We start from the raw sequence: 17,803 nt of genomic DNA, 5'->3' as shown, positions 1-17,803 counted from the left end.
CATTGAGCGAGGCGATCCTCGAGGAACTGCGCAGCCAGCACGAACTGGACCGCGATGCCCTGGCGTTGTTGGCCCAGCATGCGTGGCCGGGGAATATCCGCGAGTTGCGCAATGTGCTCGAGCGGGCGGCGTTGTTGAGTGATGACCTGGTGTTGAACGCCGAAGAGATTCGCGCAGCGATTGGCACGTTCAGGCCGGTGCGACGGGGGCAGGTGGCGGCGGTCGAGGGCGAAACCTATACGGCAGCAAGGGAACGATTTGATCGGCAGGTGATTGGCGCGGCGTTGCAGGCGTGCGCGGGGAATGTGGTGGAGGCGGCCAGGCGCCTGAAGATTGGTCGATCTACGCTATACAAAAAAATTGTCGCATTGGGCATGACATCTTAGTAGACGACATCCAGTACATGCCCATACCTGCTCAAGCTCAAAGCAGGCCGAGCGCAACGCCATAGGCAACTGCTGAGGTCTTGTTCGGAACGCCGAGCTTATTTTTAACGTTATTTAAATGGTAATTTACCGTATCAGCGCAAATGCTCAGGATTATTGCCACCTCTGCCGAACTCTTGCCTTCGGCAGTCCACTGCAATATTTGGCGTTCGCGTTCCGTCAACAACGGTTCCCTAGCGCTATTCTCACCGGTTTCCTTCACGTCCATCCCTTCACTGAAAACTTCAATCAATACCCTGAGCTTCAAAGCCAGCTCCTGCGCTTCACTCGCGCTGATCGCTTTCAGGGGCCTAGCCACAGAAAAGGTCAACAATGAGTTATTAAAGTCACGTAAGGTCAGGGTGCAACCGTACTTTAAGCCGTGCCGAACAGCCTCATCGGACAGTGTCCTATCGACGCCCGCGAGTAAGCGGTGATCCCAGATGACCAGCGATGACGATTTCGAGTGCTTCGCAATAAGCTCGTTCTTGCTAGAATGATGAAGGTCCAGGTATCGCGTTACCCAATGTAAGGGATAAGTCCCGGAAATTTTAGTCATCGGCTTTACGAATGGCGTCGCCGACCGAACAGCGAAGGAAAAATAGTAAAATCCCAAATCACCGATGACGTCCTGCATGGTTTCAGTTGCATGTTCTTCACACGCACATGTCTTAAATCGCTGACTCAAACTGCTGATCCATGCATACACACTCCACCTCCTGTATTAAATGTGATCACACTGGTCAGTTTCCTAGTCTTTACCAAGATTAGAGTTTAAAGCGGAAACGCCATTGACAACATGGCATATACTTTGTCGTGCGTGGAACGCATTTCAAGTGAAATATAAGTGTAGATGCTGTGCAGCGCCAGTGGTTCTTGCTGTTCTCGACAAAACCTAGCGCCCAAGATCATAGGGAAAAGTCTTACAAAAGCCCTTATCTCTCGGCGCAGAGACTGTATTGCAAATTAATAATAAATGGAGAATCCGATATACGGTGCTCATCTGATATAGAAATAGCCTATGAACCAAATGGTTAAATGCGATATTTTTATGGTAAATTGTAGTCAATTCGCGGCCTTGACTTGACAAGTCTCTATTCGAAGTAAACATAATCACAATATCTTTAAAACAGCGGGACAGAATATATGTCGAATAAAAATATTATTGTCATTGGAGGCGAGTCCGATGACGATGTGAAGTGCATGACACCGATTGATGAATACATTATTTCGTTGACCGGAAAAGCAGCGCCCGTGGTCCTTTATATCTCCACCGCCAATGGCGATGACCCGGAGAAAATCTCAGATTTCTCGAACAAGTATGCTGCGGTCGGCTGCCCCGTCATCCCGCTCGCATTCTTCACCCCGCCCTTCCCTCATGCGCAGCAGATTTCATCGATGTTCGAGAAGGCTGACATCGTTTACGTCGCCGGTGGTAACACCCGTGCGATGTTGGCGGTCTGGCGCGAGTTTGGTGTTATTGATCTTTTGAAAGCCGCCGGGGACCAGGGCAAGGTCCTGTGTGGCGTCAGCGCGGGTGCCATATGCTGGTTCGATTTCGGCCACTCGGATTCCGGGGGGGCTTTTGCGCTGATCGATGGACTGGGCTTGCTGCCCGGTGCGCTGTGCCCGCACTTCAATTCTGAAGAGGGGCGAGAAACGTCCTTTGTCGAACTGATTTGCAACCAACGCATTCATCCCGCCTACGCCGTCGATGACGGCATTGCGTTGCACTTCAAAAATGGTAGATATCACAGGACCCTTCACAATGACGCCACTTGCAGCGGTTATGCAATCGCCGTGCAATCGCCCCACGTAACGCGCTTGTGATCGGAACGTTCAATGGATGCAAGAGCCGGCACTCAGGTTCAACAGCGTACCGGTCATTGCGCCACATTGTTCGAGAAACACGACCGCCTGGGCCACCTCTTCAGGCCTCACCCATCGTTTGAGTGCCGTATTTTCCGCTATCAGATCGACCAATGCGGCCACTTGCGTTCCAGTCTTGTCCGACCTCGCCTGCAGGCTCCTTTCTTCTCCCGGAGTCATCACATCACCCGGCGCAATGCAGTTAATCCTGATGGCCGGGCCACACTCCCAGGCCAGCGGCCCGATCAGCGCATGCAGGGCACCTTTGGCGGCAGTGTAAAGGGTATTGCCCGTCTGCCTGGCCCCTGGCAGGGCCGCCTGGGAACCAATGAAAATGATATGCCCCATCTTGCTCTGCGACTGCCAGCTGCGAATAGCCAACCGGGCAAGTAACATGGGGCTGAAGACGTTCAATGCAAAGGTCGACTCCAGTGTGGATAGGTGGGTGTTGACGAAATCGTCATCAACACAGGCGCCAGCGTTCAATACCATCAGGTCCGGGGGGCCGGAGAGTTTTTCGGCCGCACTCCAAGCCTGACCTATATCGCCAGCCTGATAGAAATCGCAGTCAACATCACCACCGCTGCGCTGCAGGGTCACGACAGCGTAGCCTGCCTGTCTCAAGGCATCGGCGATCACCAGGCCAATGCCATAGCTGGCACCCGTTACCCAGGCGATCTTACGCTCAGTTGCACTCATAGACCGCCACCTCCCAATATCGCACAGGCGATGCTTTGCGCCTCTACGAACGGCCTGGATTGACTCGCGATGGTGGGCACATACCAGTTGTAATAGGTGCTGCCTTCACTCATTACGCCGGTAGCGAACAACCGTGCTTGTGCTATGCCTTGGGCCGATATGCAGTGTGATCCGGCACTGACCGCAACCCCCGGGGTGGCGAGCCAAGATCCATTGCGTGAGTGCACACGCCCGCCTTCCATCAGCCCGGCGAACAGGACGCTGGTTGTGTTCTTCAATGTCGGTTGGGCCGTGTAACCTTGCAGAAGGTGATCCAGGTCGATGCTTACCGGATCGGCAAATACCGTCGACTGCACATTCCAGCATCGTTTTTCCGATACCCAATGCAACTCAGGTGCAGGCCCCAGTGGCGTTGAGACAACCCCCGCGTCGATCAACATCAGCAACTCTTCCTGTCGATCATACTGCGGGCCGATCACATTGCGATTGATTGCAGAGGCAAAGTGGTTGTAGAACCAATTATGGGAGGATGGCGCCAGCCCCCCATGATTAACGATGGCCCTGATCGATTCCCGGGCGCTCATCAAGACTTCAAGGGCGCGCTTTTGCGCGCTGCCCGCCAGGCCAAGGCGGGCTTGGTGCAAATCATTGGTGATGAACTGAACAACACCGGCGGCATATTCTTCGCTACTTGCCTGAGGGAGCTCAGCCCATAGCAGGCGACTCATCAACGCCGTTGCCGTTTCGGCCGGTACATCTTGTTCAAGTGCGACCCGTGCGACGTCCTGAGCAAGCAAGGGATAAATTTGCGTCATGAAATTAATCGTTCCGCAACCATGCTGCTCGCGCATTGCCAACGCAGCTCGCTCATCGAAGCGCAGTTGGGGTTCGAACTCAGCGAGTCCGTCATCGACCGGTCGTGCTCGCGACGGCAACCCGCTGCGCGAAAAAAGGACAATGGCAGGTTCGGTACCTGCTGCCTTATAAACACCGTCGGCAAATACACCGCCCCTGCCTCGGGTCAACTCAGCGATCGCATCCATGGCCGTCAAGCCAAACCCCTGGATTCCGACGGTGCAACCGGCCGGTATGTCCTGGCGATCAAGCCCGGCCTGGTAGATGTCCGTGATCGTTTCGGCGCAATTGGCAACCGGCAGCAAATGGCCGACGGCAATGACCACGTAGTCGCTGACAATGCTGCGATCACTCAGCAGACGAGTGATCTCTTGCGGGCCATCCTGTTGTATATCGACGGCCTCGTCATCGACATATTCGACTTGGCAATTGCCCGGGCAATGCTCCAACAACAACTGGTACAGCGCGTGACAGTAGGCACCAAACCAGCGTCGTGGCACATAGGCGCCACTTTGCGCCGCTACGCCCTGCTGTTTCAACCAGGGCAGAAAATCCGCGAACATGTCTTTGACCAATGACGGTTGGAATTCGTCGCCTGGGATCAGGGTCAACAAGCCCGCCACCGTATTGAGCAAGAACCTGTCGGACAGCGTCTGGCCATGTACCCCCTGGCCCGGTAGCCCTTTGTTCACAATCACAATTTGAACCTGCTGCTGCGGGCGTCGCGCCGCCAGCGACAGGATACGCTCCAGCACGCAAAGCCCACGGGGTCCGAACCCGACAATGGTGACGCTCACGGTCTTCATGACCTATACCCTCTTGGGTGTAATTTAAAAAGCGTCAGCCGTCGGAGCCTGCCGAGCGGCGAGCACCTTGTGCGGCTGCGCGGCCAGGTCCCTGAGAGCCATCGCGATGCGGTGCGCTGAGTCGGCGCCGCCAAGCAAGACCCAGTTCGGCAGGGTGATGTGATCCAGCCGGGCGGACTCAGCCTGGGGCAATGGATAGCGCGCGGGCTCGAAATCAAGCCTGTTGGAAAAGTTTTTGATTCTCGGACTTGATAGCGGGTTGTACAGCCTGAACGAATTCATTGGTTGATAAAGCGGGCTTACCTGAACATTCAACGCTTGGGTCATGGCAAGGGCGAGGGCATCGATCGTGCAGCCCGGGAAATATTTTTCCAGGCCAACTTTCATCACCAGGTTGTAATAGGTACAGCGCGTATTGCGTGGATCACGGCGCAGGAAGGTAATGAAGTCCTCCTCTCCTTCGAACAACGCTCGCAAGGTTTCTGCGCATGCTTCACGTTGCGTATTCTGCTGGTCCAGATGCTGCAACCTGTCCAGCAATATGGCCGACTGAAACTCCGTCAGGCAAAAGTTCTGTCCTTGTACCGCACCCCGTTCGACCAGCTCCAAGCGACTCTCCACAGGCGTACCGGAAAATAGCCGCCCGTCGGCCCTCAACTGCTCAAGCTTTTCTGCCAGCACAGGGTCCGAGGTCACCACTGCACCGCCCTCGCCCGAGGTCAGCACCTTGGCTTGTTGCATACTGAAACAGCCCAACGCACCAAACGATCCGACCTTGCGGCCACGCCACATTGCACCGTGGGCTTGAGAGCAATCCTCGATCAATGGAATGGCGTAGCGCTCGGAAATGTCCAGGAAGGCATCGATGTCCGCTGTTCGGCAATAAGGATGCACCAGCAGGATCGCCTTGGTCTTGGCGTTGATCCGCGCCTGGGCGGCTTGCGGCGACATCGACAGGGACATCGGATCAATATCGACCAACACCGGCACCGCACCAACGCTGCAGGTGGCGGAGGCGCAAGCGACCCAGGTCAATCCAGGCACGAGGACTTCATCCCCCGCCCCGACCTCAAGCGCCAGCAGCGAAATGGTGAGCGCGGAGGTGCCGCTGGTGACAGGTGTGCAATACAACGTGCCGCAGTAGTCGGCAAACGCTCGGGCAAAGCGTCGTTCGTACGCCTCCTGCCCTGTGTAGGCGCCACTGATTGTCCACCGTGTCGATTCCAGAACCTCACTGACGATCTTCAGCGTGTCACTGTCGTGTGAAGGCCATTTAGGCCAGCTAACAGTCGCCCCTGCCGGAGTGTGGAGAGAACGGCTCGTTGCGTCGATGTGAATATTCATGGGTTTTACCTGTTGACTGAAAAGTGCCTGGTTGCGAGCAAGTGCTCAGGAAATTAGGTCCCAAAAAGGTTCGGATCGGTCTGACATACCCACCGTGGTATGCGCGCGGTTTGTACAGTGCGTGCACATTTCACAGGCGCCTTGACGATTGCCGGCTTCCAACGCTGCGCGGATGCGCGAGTAATCGTGGCTATTCCAAATCTGGGTAATGGATTGCTCGCAGATATTGCCCATGACATGGCTGCGATGAGCGTCCTCATAGCAAAGGACCACGTCGCCGGTGATGGTAACGATTAGCATCTCTGTCGGCGCAAAGCAGCGCTGCGAAACGTCCTCGCCGGTGGCCTTGGGCAGGTCTTCCATGGTTCCACCGCGATTGGTCAGCACCAGATCGTCTGAAAACTGAACAACCTGTTTGGGCCGGGGCGGGTGGGATTTACCGCTGTGGGAGGTGATAACGATCATTTGCAGGCCAGCTTCGATCAACGAGTCATAGCGGTGCTGGGTCAGCAGGTCTCCATTGGTAAACAATACAGGACGGCATTTTGGCACTGCCGCCAAAATACGACGGATGATCTCTTCCAGTCCTTTATGGATTAACGGTTCATTGTAGAAATGAAATGAGATCCGGCCATCAAAGTCTATTTCAACCAGCCGCTCGATAAAGGCAGATAGCACGTGCTCTTGAATCAAGCGTGGCACTTGCGGAAACGGCATAATCGATACAGGGCAATAGCTGCATTTACGGTTACACCGCGAATTTATTTCAATTTCAACATTTAAAAGTCTCATAAAACTTCGCCTCGTAACGTGGATGACAGGGCTTACTACTGTCCCTCGTGCTGGTTCAGTCTTTAACGATAGTTTCGATAGTGCGGCAGATTGCCAGTGCCTGTTTTGAATCAATTGTCGGCGCGCATAACATTTCAATGCCGACCGGCAGCCCTTTCGGACTGGTCATGGAAAAGTTCATCGCAATGGTCCGGGCACAGGTGGCGACCGATACATGCCGGGCTAGCGCAAGAGGGTCTGTCGACGCGTGACTGTGAATGTCCGACGTGGCCACATTGATTGCGACTGTAGGATGGATGAGCACTTGGCACTGGGTCTGCTGGAAATAATCAACCACATCCTGTTTTATTTGATTTGCAGTGAGCCGGGCACGCTCATATACCGCTTGTACTGGTCTACCCGTTGGGAGTGCCAATGATCTGATGCGGCGGGCGGCCAGGGTGTGTCGGTGGTCGAGCAGTCGTTCCAGCGTCGCAGGTTCACCTGCCCGGCTCTCCAGATAACTATTGAACGCGGGTAAAAATTCGTAGTTAACAATCGTGGTTAATGCGCAGGCGGCCGAGCCGAATGAGTCTGGCACCTCATGCATCACCAACGTGGCGCCGGCGCCGGCAAGCTTGAAGATCGCGTCATGCATACTGGCTTCAACCTCTGGCGCCAGCGCCGACAGCGAGAAATTGGCGGCGACAGCAATAGAAAGTTCCCCAGGCGCTAAGACGGGCAACTCTTCATAGTCATGAATAAGGCTTTCCAGCTTGGAGATATCATCGATCGAGGGGGCAATCAGGCCTAATTGATCGTAGCCAGAGGACGTTAACGGACAAACCTCATGGCTGGCCGGCTGCGCGCAAAGCGCTCTATATGCGCTGAGCCCACAGAACGCCGCGGGAATCCGTACAGACCCCACGGTATCTTCGCCCACCGCGAAACAGGCAGCACCGCCCGCCACTGCGGCAGCACATCCACCGCTGCTGCCGCCGGGAGAATGCTCGGGAAAGGTCGGGTTGATCACCTGCCCGTAATAGGCGTTGTCTGACGCCCAGCCATAGCTCATTTCATCGAGGTTGGCTTTACCGACACAGATGCCGCCCATGGATCTAAGACGAGCGACCAGTTGATGATCAGACGTCGGATAATTGTTGTTCAGAGCCGCGGTGCCGTTGGTTGTCGCAAACCCAAGAACGTCAATGCTATCTTTGACAACAAACCCTACGCCGGCCAGTGGCCCGCTCCCGGGAGCTGACGAATTTGGGCGGGACGTCTGGCCTTGCGGCGCAGCGGCCAAGCGATTGACGAACACGCAATAGCGGTCCTCCCAGTCGACAGACAGGCAAGATGAAACCCTGGCCATTGGCGTTGAGTGTTCTAACAGCTGACGCAGTTTCTTTTGTTCAAACATCTCTTGTCTTTCACCCCGGTTACGGTGTTCTTTGCACACCAGATAAACGCGAGCGCACAAACGCGATGTCCGCATTCAATCCAGCAATGGACAGCAAGGAGTAGTTATTTTCCAGAATGTAGGTATTGCAAAATCCAAGACGTTCAATAGTGTCGATAATTCCTGCGACATTGCCCTCACCCCGCCCAAGGGGAACATTGTCATACGCTGGCAAGATACCGTCCTTCACATGCACTTGATCAAGCAGATAGGGATGGACTGAACAAAGAATTTCTTCAACCGAATGTCCCCAACGCAACGGGTTGAAGATATCCAGCAAGATTCTGAAGTTTGGTTCATCTACCTGATGCACTAGTGCTGATTGATGCCCCGCGGACAGACTGTTTTCGCTGGCGATCATCACCGGCAGTCCCCGAACGGCGCGGCACAGTCGCCGGAAAAACGTAGCGGTCGCGGCGAAGTCACTCGCCTGCACTATTTCATTTTTGTTGAAGCTGGGAATATAAACGGCAGGCACTTCCAGAAACGCCGCTTGCTTGACAATATGCACGGCACTTTCAAAAAACTCGGTTTGAAACCTGCGTGCGCCCTGCTCGTTCAGTCCGAACGCCTCAACCAGGTTCAAGCCGATGGCACTGACTTTATGGCTACCGCTGTAGCCACCCAGGCCTACATTCAGGGCTTGTTCATTATTGACTGGACATGCCCTCAAAAGACGCAGTTGCGCCAATGTCTGAACGCCAGCATGCAGCACCAGTTGTTGGGGCAACACAGCAGGCTGGCAGGATTGGGGCAAACTCCAGGTTGCGCAGCCCAGATCAGTCATTATTGACAGCCAGGTAAGTGACAGCCTGTTGCAGTTGCTCAAACGTCAGCTCTTGCCACTGCTCCAAGTAGCCGACCGCGCCAATCGCGACGGGAATAACCAGATTCAGCGCACCAGCACGATGGGCAACCACCGCGGCCAGGGAATCATAAAGTGCCGGGGTATTCACTTCAGCCGGGACGCTGACGCGCAGCCCTACGCTCTTAAGGGTATTGACGATCAGATCGCAGGTTTGCCAGGCAAGTATCGAGCGTTGGGCACTGATGACAGCCGACAACGCAATATCGATTGCGACCGCTTCACCATGGCTGATTTTATAGGCAGTCGCTGCCTCGATATGAGGGCTGAATGTGTGGCCGAAGTCGACATAGCGCTGATAGCTGTCAAGCTCATACAGATTCTCCGACAGCTCCGTCAGCATGCCCGCTACCGACCGATCAATCGCGTCCCAGCCCACACCGCCCTGAAGCTTTTCCTCATGCAGGGTCGTTGAGACGTTGACCAACTGCCGGAACAGTACTGGATCCTTGATGACGGCTATCTTGATCGCTTCGGCAAACCCTGCTTTCAAATGCTCTACCGCTAGCGTTTTTAAAAAGCTGGGACACACAATGGTGTACTCCGCCGGATAAAACGAACCGAGGACACTTTTTTTCCCTTCATAGTTAATGCCGTTCTTGATGCCGACTGCTGCGTCAATCATGCCAATGAATGTCGTCGGTATTTTTATGCACCTGACCCCACGCCTGTAAATGGACGCGGCAAAGCCGACAATATCCAGGCATACGCCGCCGCCAATTGCGATAATCTGGCCATGGCGGGGCAAATTGATCTGTTTGGCTAATCGACAGACCTCGAGCGACATAGTGATATCTTTATTTTCCTCGGTAACGGCAAGTTCGAAAAAACACACCCGCTCGCCGCACTCGAGCTGGGAAAACTTTCGACGAATGGCCTCGCCATATAATGCATTTACAGTTGGCGTATAAATCACCATGGCGCAGCGTGTATCAATGAGTGATCCGAGTAACTCAGATGAGTCGAACATGACATCACACGATAAAAAAATCTTGTACTCTCTCAAGAGTGTTGAGCTGATCGCGTAGCGATTTTCGAATTGCTTTAGTTCAGACGCTGAATGCCATCTGTTTTCAAAGTTTGTTGAGTTGCTCATGAGTTCTATTGCTCCTTGTTCATTAACAACGAATCAAACCCTCGTGAAGTAGCCGCCTCAGGCACTGATGCTGTGAAAACAGGATGTTTAATAACAAGGTAGGCCGCGTAACTGCTGACCAGTGCCTGGGACAAAAACGCCAGATTGGATAACAGGCACAAACGCTGCAAGGTCACTTGGCCAGCGTCGATCAGCAGATACAACGGCACGATGAATATTGCCAAACGCGTGCAAATCGCCAGCAGCGACCAGATGGTTCGCCCGGCCGCTTGCAATATGGAACTATTGATATGGCTTAATCCCGATGTGACGAAATTCAAGGCCAGGCACGCCAGCACATAAGTTGCGTCATCGAGAACCTGAAGGTCGCTGGAAAAAAACGACACCAGGCTATGTCCCCATAGGTTACATACCCACGTCAGGCAGCCCATCACGCTGGTCACCAGCGCGAATGCGACAACGTATATTTCTTTGACCTTTCGCCTGTTACCCGCGCCGATATAGTACGCAGCGACTGGCACGCAACCGTGCGCCACGGAAACAGACGGAATAAAAAGTGCCTGGATGAGCATCAGGCTTATACCGATCGCCGCTTGCACAGGCGCACCTAACTTTGCAGCGGCCCAATACATCAGCGCGGTGTACATATAAATAACGAGGGTTTCCAGACCGGCAGGCAGCCCGACTGAAAAGATCCTTCTGGCAGTCGAGTATTCCCACCGAAACGCCATTGGTGGTTGGGCAAACTGACGGTAGCGATCAAATGCTCTGCGAAGAATTATCAACACAGCAACCCCGGTGGCGACCGTTGTAGCCAGGCCGGCGCCGAAGGTGCCCAAGCCATTGACACCCGGCACGCCGAAAATCAACAAAGGCGCCAGGACAAGATTGATGGGGACCGAAACACATTGAGCGATCAAAGGCCCATAGGGTTCGCCGGCGGCACGTAACCCGAAAGTCGCGACAGTCATGACTATCTGCAGGGCCAATCCTGGTATGTACCCGTTCAAGTAGGACTCGCCAAGCTCTTGGGCCGCCGCGCCCGAGGCCAACCTGGAAAGCATGTGAGCCCCGCCCATGTATCCGGCAGCGACCACAGCGCAACTGCAAAGAACAGCCATCAGGCCCGCATGGACAAAGATCCGTCGCGCCAGTGCAAATTGGCCGGCCCCCAGTGCCTGACCAATCAACGCGACCGCCCCGATACCCAAGAGTTGCCCAAGCATGCCGGTGAGCAGCGCGGCAGTGGCAGTCGACGTGACGCCTGCGACTGCATTTGCCCCCAAGTGGCTGACAAAGAACAAATCGATAAGCAAATATAACGATTGGATAACGATGCCGACGGCAATGGGCACTGACATATAAGAGATGCTTTTGGCAACGCCCAGATAACTTGCAAACATGGTTTATCACTCTAGTGAGGCCGCGCCAGCTTAAACTGCCGTGCTGCGGCGCTAATGGACAAAGCATACTTCGCAACGAAGTCAGCGCAACTACCAAACTTGGTAGTTGCAGGGCGAGAGCCTATTCAGCAGGATAAATATCATGCTACCGGCTATTATCTACCCTAGGAGAAAGTTGATATGAATCATGGCACTTACGACAGTATATTAGACATGATCTTATATCACGTGAACTCCACGCCTGATCGTATCGCCGTCAAATGCGGTGCGCAGCACTTGACCTATCGACAGTTGGACCAGCAGGCAGATCTGATTGCCGGTTACCTGGAGCATAACGACGTTCCACGCAATGCTATTGTTGCAGTCGCCATGGAAAGAACCGTCCAGCTAATGGCTGTCTGCCTGGGGATAATGAAGCATGGCTGTGCCTATCTACCCATTGACATCGACAACCCTGAGCACAGAATCAAAAACATTCTGGATAACGCCGGGGTTGAATGTATTTTCAGCGATGCAGAGTCATTCCCTCGTCAGGGCTTTTGCGCCATGACCGTCAACCCACACACAATTTTCAGCCAAGCCTACCCTCGTAAAAACATCAGCGGGCCACGACCCAGTACGTGCGCCTACTGTATTTACACCTCTGGCTCCACCGGCGCCCCCAAAGGCGTACTGATCAGCCACGGCGCGTTATTGAACCATACGCATTGGTTCATAGAAGCGTTCGCTGTCAACGAGGCTGACATCATCTTGCAACGCACTTCGATAGCGTTTGATGCGTCGGTCTGGGAGCTATGGACGGGGCTGGCGGCCGGCGCATGTACCGTCATGCTCCCCGCAGCTTATGCCAAGCATCCGCTGGGGATTTTGCTGACACTGCAGAGAGAACATATAACCATCGCCCAGTTTGTACCTACACTGCTGCGCGAGCTGGTGAGGCTGAGGCAATTCGAACACATCCCCTGCCGGCTGGTATTTTGTGGTGGTGAGTCATTGACCTGGGAGTTGGCGGACCTGTTCCTGGCGAAAACCCGCACCCCGTTGGTCAACCTGTATGGGCCTACCGAGACCACTATAGACGCGACCTTCTGGCGGGTGAACCCAGATGCCGACAGGGCGTTGCCTGCCCCCATCGGCCAGCCCATTCGCGGTATGCAGGTATACCTGCTGGATGAGCAGGGGAAACCTGTTGCTCTACCGCATCAAGAAGGCGAAATAGTCATTGCGGGACCGGGTGTCGCCATTGGCTACGTCAACAGCCCTCATGAAAATGAGCTGCGCTTTACATCGCTTAACCTCGATGGACACGCTCTGCGAACTTACAAAACGGGCGATATTGGCTTTTTTTCCACCACAGGCGATCTTCACTACCTGGGACGTCGCGATAGCCAGTACAAAATCAACGGGCACCGAGTAGAGCTTCTGGCTATAGAGGAAATCGTGCAGCAGACGCCCGGCGTGCACAGCGCCGCCGCCTACATTGATACGCTCGTCAGCGCAGAAAAACAGATTTGCGTGGCGTTTGTGCCACAGGGCGATACGGATACACACGCCGTTGAGCAACGCATCAGGCAGGCCCTCTCCCTTCAGCTCCCGTCCTATATGCACCCCAGCCGAATCCAGGCACTGAGCGAACTGCCACTGTTGCCCAATGGCAAAATCAACCATAACACTTTGCGTGAACTGGCTTTTCAACCGGATACCGGCCCCACCGAAATCGACGCGCAAACCTCGACGGCCGTGCAATTGCAGTCCATCTGGACGGAAGTACTCAATCAGCAAACGATTTCCTCTGACAGCCACTTTTTTGAACGCGGGGCGACCTCCCTCTCGGTGATGATGCTGCTGGGCAGGATTGCGAACCTGTTCAACGTCTATCTGAGCCCCAAGGATATTTTCGATCATCCGGTTCTGGCTCAACAAGTGACGCTACTCGGCGAAGGTGCCAGCCATGGCGCTGAAAACGCTATGTTGCTCGACGCTTATGCCTGGCGCCGACGAGTGGGTGAACAGACGCCCGGGCTGGCTCAGTTGGAGATACTGGATAAACCCGCGCAAACCCCGGCCTACTTGGAAAATGTAGTGCTGGCGTTCTACATTAAGGGCACTTGTTCAGCGATCAGGGTGCGCGAGGCATTTGCTACGGTACTGGCACAGCAACCGGCACTGCGCTGCAGCTTCACGCTAAACACACACGGCCAGTGGCGTCGCACGCAGCACGTTATCGATGATTTCCCATTGCCGTTTCACGTCATCAACCTTGAGCCGCAAAACCAGTCCGACGACACCGTTACAGACCTAGTGGTGCAAGCTTCACTGACCGCCTTCGACTTGAGCAGCCCCCCGTTGATCCGGGCCACTTATATTCAGTGCCCTGAGGCCAATGATGTGCTGATTATCACTGCTCACCACATTGCCTTCGATGGCTGGTCAGGCGCGGTGCTGATGGACCAGCTATGCGCACACTATCAGGCACCCATGGGCAGCGTCGCACCTGAGCAGATCGTGCATTGCCTCAGCTACTCAGACTATACGGATGCCCAGCATCAACGCTTTACCGAGAAGTTGCTGGACAAGCATCTGGATTTCTGGCGACAGGCACTCGAACATTTACCCGAACCTTTTGCCTTGCGCGGAGCGGGCCAGCGACCGGACGCGTTTACGTTTCGCAGCGCGGTCATCCCATTGAACCTGGATGCGCAGTACGCCGCTATAGAACGCCTGTGCAATCGCAGCGGATTCAGCCTGTACACCATCATCCTGAGCGCATTCCTGGTGGCACTGGCCCGAAACACCGACACCGAGGATCTGTATGTGCGCTCACCAGTCGCCAATCGGATCGATGCGGCCCTTGAATCGGTGGTGGGGTACTTCGTTCATCCCATGGTGATCAGACCCAAGCTTAGCCACTGGTCACCTTCCCTGCACCTTCTTGAGCAGATCAATCACTGCGTGCTCGATGCCTACGGCCATGCGTTGTTGCCTCCACACTTATTTGAAGCCAACTGCTCACCACGCTCCAGTGCCTATGGGTCCCGGTTTCCCTACTGGTACAACCACCATAACTACCCGTCAAGGCAGCGCCAATTGGGTGACGCGCCGTTGCGGGGGATCGGCGTGCCGTCCACAGGCATCAAGACCGATGTGTCCCTTAACACGGTGCGCACCGACAGCGGGCTGATCGGCAGTCTGTCCTATTACCGCGATGGGATCTCGCAGGTGAATGCCCAGGCGTTGTTGGCGGATTTCCACCAAGCATTGGATCAATTGCTGACCATCGCCTAGTGGCAACCGGCACTGTCGCCGTGTCGATGCACCTTTTTACAGGGACGATCATTGTAATGGGCCACTTTACTGAAACCGCTGACAGACCTGACGCTTCGCTGGTTTTATACCCGGATGAGCTGCCTGAGCATAAAGACCGGGTCATTTCCCTTAATGGGCGCTGCGAAGCGGTACGGCAGCTGGGCGGCATGACCTTCTTGCGCGTGGCCAGCCACTATTTTTCATTACAAGTGATTGTCCTGGATGCGGCGCTGCGGGATGCCACGGCGCAGATTCGCCAGGCAGACATCATTTCAGTCAGTGGCCGCTTGAGAATCAGACCGGATGTGCTCAAGGAGAGCGTCGACCCGCGAACTCATCCGAATCAGTACGAGGTGGTTCTGGAGCAATTTTCGATTCTTTTGCCAGCGCAAAAAATCGACTTCGTGCCGAGCTCGAAAGCAAAAAACCATCACTTTCACCGGCATCGCCGGCACCAGAACAGTCAACTCGTTGCACTGATCAAGCTGCACCTGGAACGCCAGGGTTTTGTGCAACTGCCACCGCCCGCGTCACTGGGCTTTCATGAACAGCAACGGGTTCGCGAGTTGGTCGCCCTCTGCGACAGCAGCGAATGTGATTCGCCGTTGTTCAGTGCCTATACGACCGAACAATTAATGTTTGGCACCCAGCGGTTCTACTTCTTTATCGACGGCGCCGGCAACCTGCCTGACCTGCTACACGTTGTGATTGCTCATCACCAATGCGGTCCTGACGGCTATGAAGGGATATTGAGCGCCATCGCCCGGCAGGTCGTGGAGTTGCTCGCCCCCGACACGCCTTGGCGACTGGATGCGGCCCGGCCACACTGGCCTGCACTGATGCTGCAGACCCAGCCTTCGATGCACATCACAGGCCACACTGGCGACCGGCAATCCCTCGAACCCTCTGGGCAATGGGCTGCAGGACAACGGATCGCCATGCGCAGACGCCTCAAGAGTGCCCTGCCCCCCTTGGACGACATGGCTTCAACCTTGAGCGTGTCACTGGACGCACTCAGGCAGAACCTGGAGGCGGCCTGTCCGCCCAAACGAGGCAAAGTACTCGCACAAGAGCTTCAGCCGGGCTCCCAGCCCGAACACGCCGAGTCCTATGAGGCATATTCAAAACTGGAATCCGAACACCAGATGCTGTTGGTCGAGCAATCCCTGCAGGGGTTCAACCCCTCGCAGCACATTGCAACTGCCCGCACCTCAGCCCAGGCAGCGTTGCGCTACATGGAACCGGCCCTGGATCACTACGGTATCGACCCGGGCATGGCGCAACGCTTTCTCTCGCTCCAGGCACAACTGCATCCAGACTCCAGCGGCCCCGCTTGCCCTGTGGAATTGTTCCAATTGCTGTGGACCGTACTGGGCAACCCATCAGCCAAGCGCCTGCTTGACAGCAACGCCCACCGTGATCGTCTACTGGCGGTATTCGTCGATCAAAGAATCCTGACGGACGTTCGCCAGCTCGTGTTTATCCACCCCGGCGCAATTGACGCACTGGGAAGCCTGTTTGAACACATACGCGACAAAGATACCCTGGGGCGCCTTCGCACACTTCTGCGCAGTGTAATTGCCAGAACCCCGACTGAACTCGCCACTTTACTGACGACCCTGGGCGCGATGTCCCCCGCTGACGCAATCGCCGCCATCGCACAGACCAAAAAACTCGAAAACGCGGTGAAACATGGTCTGACTACGCCTTACTGGCTGTCACGATGCCTGGACTGCGACGACCCTTCGTCCCTCGTAAATGAGCTGTACCTGAACAATCTAAAAGCCAGCCAGCGCGTATTGGGCAACCATCCGCTATTGCCCTCGTCGACGGGGAATGAAGGTGATACCCAACCGTCGCTCGCAGAGACGATCTATACCCTGTTCAGGCCAATTACCGCCGGCATCAGTGATCTGCAACAAACGCTGTGCGAGTTACGGGATCATTGCGGGCACGTAGAGCGTGCAGGCTTGAAACGATTCAACCGAGGCTTCGTACCGCATTTGCAAGGCTATCGCTATTTCATCAATCAAGAGCGCAAGCCTTATGACCGCCTCCGAATTTATCTTTCAAAAAATGCAGCGTCTTTTTTTGCCAAATCAACGACGGGTATCTGTACCGACATCAACCGCGGGCTGTTCGAAAGAGACGATCACTTTCACCTGAATATTTTCAGCGAGCGACGGGGGCGCCTGGTGGGCAATGTACAACTGTATACCCTGACCATTGGCAACGAGCCTGCTCTGCTGATTCGCGGCATCAACCCGATCAAGCATTACGCGACCAACGCACTCGTCGATGAACTCCTCGATTGCATCATCGCCTGCGCCACTGACCTTGCTGCCGAAAATGCCTACGCCATGGTGTGCGTTGCACACCAGAACGGCCTCTGGAACTCTAACTCCAATCGCCCAGAGTTGCGTGCTGCCCTGGCGCGACGCTTGGCACACACTGAGCCATTGACGCTTGACCACCCTTTTCACCTTTATACTTACTACCGCACCCCCATCTACCTGTCTGACGTCTATCCGCTATGGCGATCTACGGCGCAAACGCAAAAACTCTCTATCTAGAGACTAAAGCCTCATAAAAGAGACTGTGCGTTGTCACAGACGGCGCCGCAGCGCGTGCTTTGGAAATCGAGTTGGTTTGATCACACCCCGCCAGCACACAGTCTCACAATGGAGACAGCGCCTGAATTAACATCCATTAAATCGTTATTTTTCAAACAGTTATACGCTTGGCACGCATTTAGCTATAGCGTTTCCCAGTGTTACCCCACAACAATAACAATCCGATGGAGACACACCATGAGTGTGATCATTGCCCTGGCCGCGCTCGCGCTGCTGATGCTGGCCGCCTACCGTGGCTATAGCGTTATCCTGTTCGCCCCCATCGCCGCCCT

At 55.0% G+C, this 17,803-nt stretch carries 13 protein-coding genes; 4 read left to right on the top strand and 9 right to left on the bottom strand.

Translation table 11 applies throughout. From position 1 onward, the window contains the following. On the top strand, positions 1-386 hold a 386-nt coding region (locus ACF1G2_RS35815), incomplete at its 5' end, for a helix-turn-helix domain-containing protein (protein ID WP_391802336.1). A gap of 37 nt (positions 387-423) precedes the next feature. On the opposite strand, the gene ACF1G2_RS35810 is transcribed toward ACF1G2_RS35815, so the two are convergent. Then, on the bottom strand, positions 424-1,134 hold the full coding sequence (locus ACF1G2_RS35810; RefSeq protein WP_133244101.1) for a LuxR C-terminal-related transcriptional regulator: 711 nt from the start codon (positions 1,132-1,134) through the stop codon (positions 424-426). A gap of 437 nt (positions 1,135-1,571) precedes the next feature. Between ACF1G2_RS35810 and ACF1G2_RS35805 the strand changes: the two genes are divergently transcribed. After that, on the top strand, positions 1,572-2,255 hold the full coding sequence (locus ACF1G2_RS35805; protein WP_032903861.1) for a peptidase E: 684 nt from the start codon (positions 1,572-1,574) through the stop codon (positions 2,253-2,255). 9 nt (positions 2,256-2,264) lie between these two features. Here the strand turns inward: ACF1G2_RS35805 and ACF1G2_RS35800 are convergent, their stop codons facing one another. From ACF1G2_RS35800 to ACF1G2_RS35765, 8 genes are read right to left on the bottom strand one after another with little or no spacing between them, the layout of a single operon-like run. After that, positions 2,265-2,993, bottom strand: coding sequence for an SDR family NAD(P)-dependent oxidoreductase (locus ACF1G2_RS35800; protein ID WP_032903862.1), 729 nt, complete (start codon positions 2,991-2,993; stop codon positions 2,265-2,267). Further along, positions 2,990-4,654 (bottom strand): FAD/NAD(P)-binding protein, encoded by a 1,665-nt coding sequence (locus tag ACF1G2_RS35795; RefSeq protein WP_391802335.1) that lies wholly within the window; start codon positions 4,652-4,654, stop codon positions 2,990-2,992. Before ACF1G2_RS35795 ends, ACF1G2_RS35800 begins: the two co-directional genes overlap by 4 nt. A gap of 24 nt (positions 4,655-4,678) precedes the next feature. Beyond that, positions 4,679-5,998 (bottom strand): DegT/DnrJ/EryC1/StrS aminotransferase family protein, encoded by a 1,320-nt coding sequence (locus ACF1G2_RS35790; RefSeq protein ID WP_081036851.1) that lies wholly within the window; start codon positions 5,996-5,998, stop codon positions 4,679-4,681. A gap of 45 nt (positions 5,999-6,043) precedes the next feature. Continuing rightward, a complete protein-coding gene (locus ACF1G2_RS35785) occupies positions 6,044-6,790 on the bottom strand; it encodes a radical SAM/SPASM domain-containing protein (protein ID WP_081036852.1) in 747 nt (248 codons plus the stop codon). 55 nt (positions 6,791-6,845) lie between these two features. Continuing rightward, positions 6,846-8,189, bottom strand: a complete 1,344-nt coding sequence (locus ACF1G2_RS35780; RefSeq protein WP_050587248.1) for an amidase family protein — start codon at positions 8,187-8,189, stop codon at positions 6,846-6,848. A gap of 19 nt (positions 8,190-8,208) precedes the next feature. Next, complete coding sequence (locus tag ACF1G2_RS35775; protein WP_050587249.1) at positions 8,209-9,015, bottom strand: sugar phosphate isomerase/epimerase; 807 nt, start codon at positions 9,013-9,015, stop codon at positions 8,209-8,211. Next, positions 9,008-10,189, bottom strand: a complete 1,182-nt coding sequence (locus ACF1G2_RS35770; RefSeq protein ID WP_050587250.1) for a hypothetical protein — start codon at positions 10,187-10,189, stop codon at positions 9,008-9,010. The genes ACF1G2_RS35775 and ACF1G2_RS35770 overlap by 8 nt, the downstream gene beginning before the upstream one ends. Before the next feature lie 5 nt (positions 10,190-10,194). After that, on the bottom strand, positions 10,195-11,592 hold the full coding sequence (locus tag ACF1G2_RS35765) for an MATE family efflux transporter (RefSeq protein ID WP_032903864.1): 1,398 nt from the start codon (positions 11,590-11,592) through the stop codon (positions 10,195-10,197). 228 nt (positions 11,593-11,820) lie between these two features. On the opposite strand from ACF1G2_RS35765, the gene ACF1G2_RS35760 reads away from it, so the two are divergent. Continuing rightward, the gene (locus ACF1G2_RS35760; RefSeq protein ID WP_391802334.1) at positions 11,821-14,877 is read left to right on the top strand and encodes an amino acid adenylation domain-containing protein; all 3,057 of its coding nucleotides are present in this window, start codon (positions 11,821-11,823) and stop codon (positions 14,875-14,877) included. A 20-nt stretch (positions 14,878-14,897) separates the two neighbouring features. Then, positions 14,898-17,471, top strand: coding sequence for a hypothetical protein (locus ACF1G2_RS35755; RefSeq protein WP_146051507.1), 2,574 nt, complete (start codon positions 14,898-14,900; stop codon positions 17,469-17,471). The last annotated feature ends 332 nt before the right edge of the window (positions 17,472-17,803 follow it).

Origin of the sequence: Streptomyces sp. NPDC013457, from assembly GCF_043089925.1 — a bacterium.
Classification (GTDB): domain Bacteria; phylum Actinomycetota; class Actinomycetes; order Streptomycetales; family Streptomycetaceae; genus Streptomyces.
The sequence above is the reverse complement of the archived record's forward strand: the minus strand, read 5'-3'. Positions and strand labels throughout refer to the sequence as shown.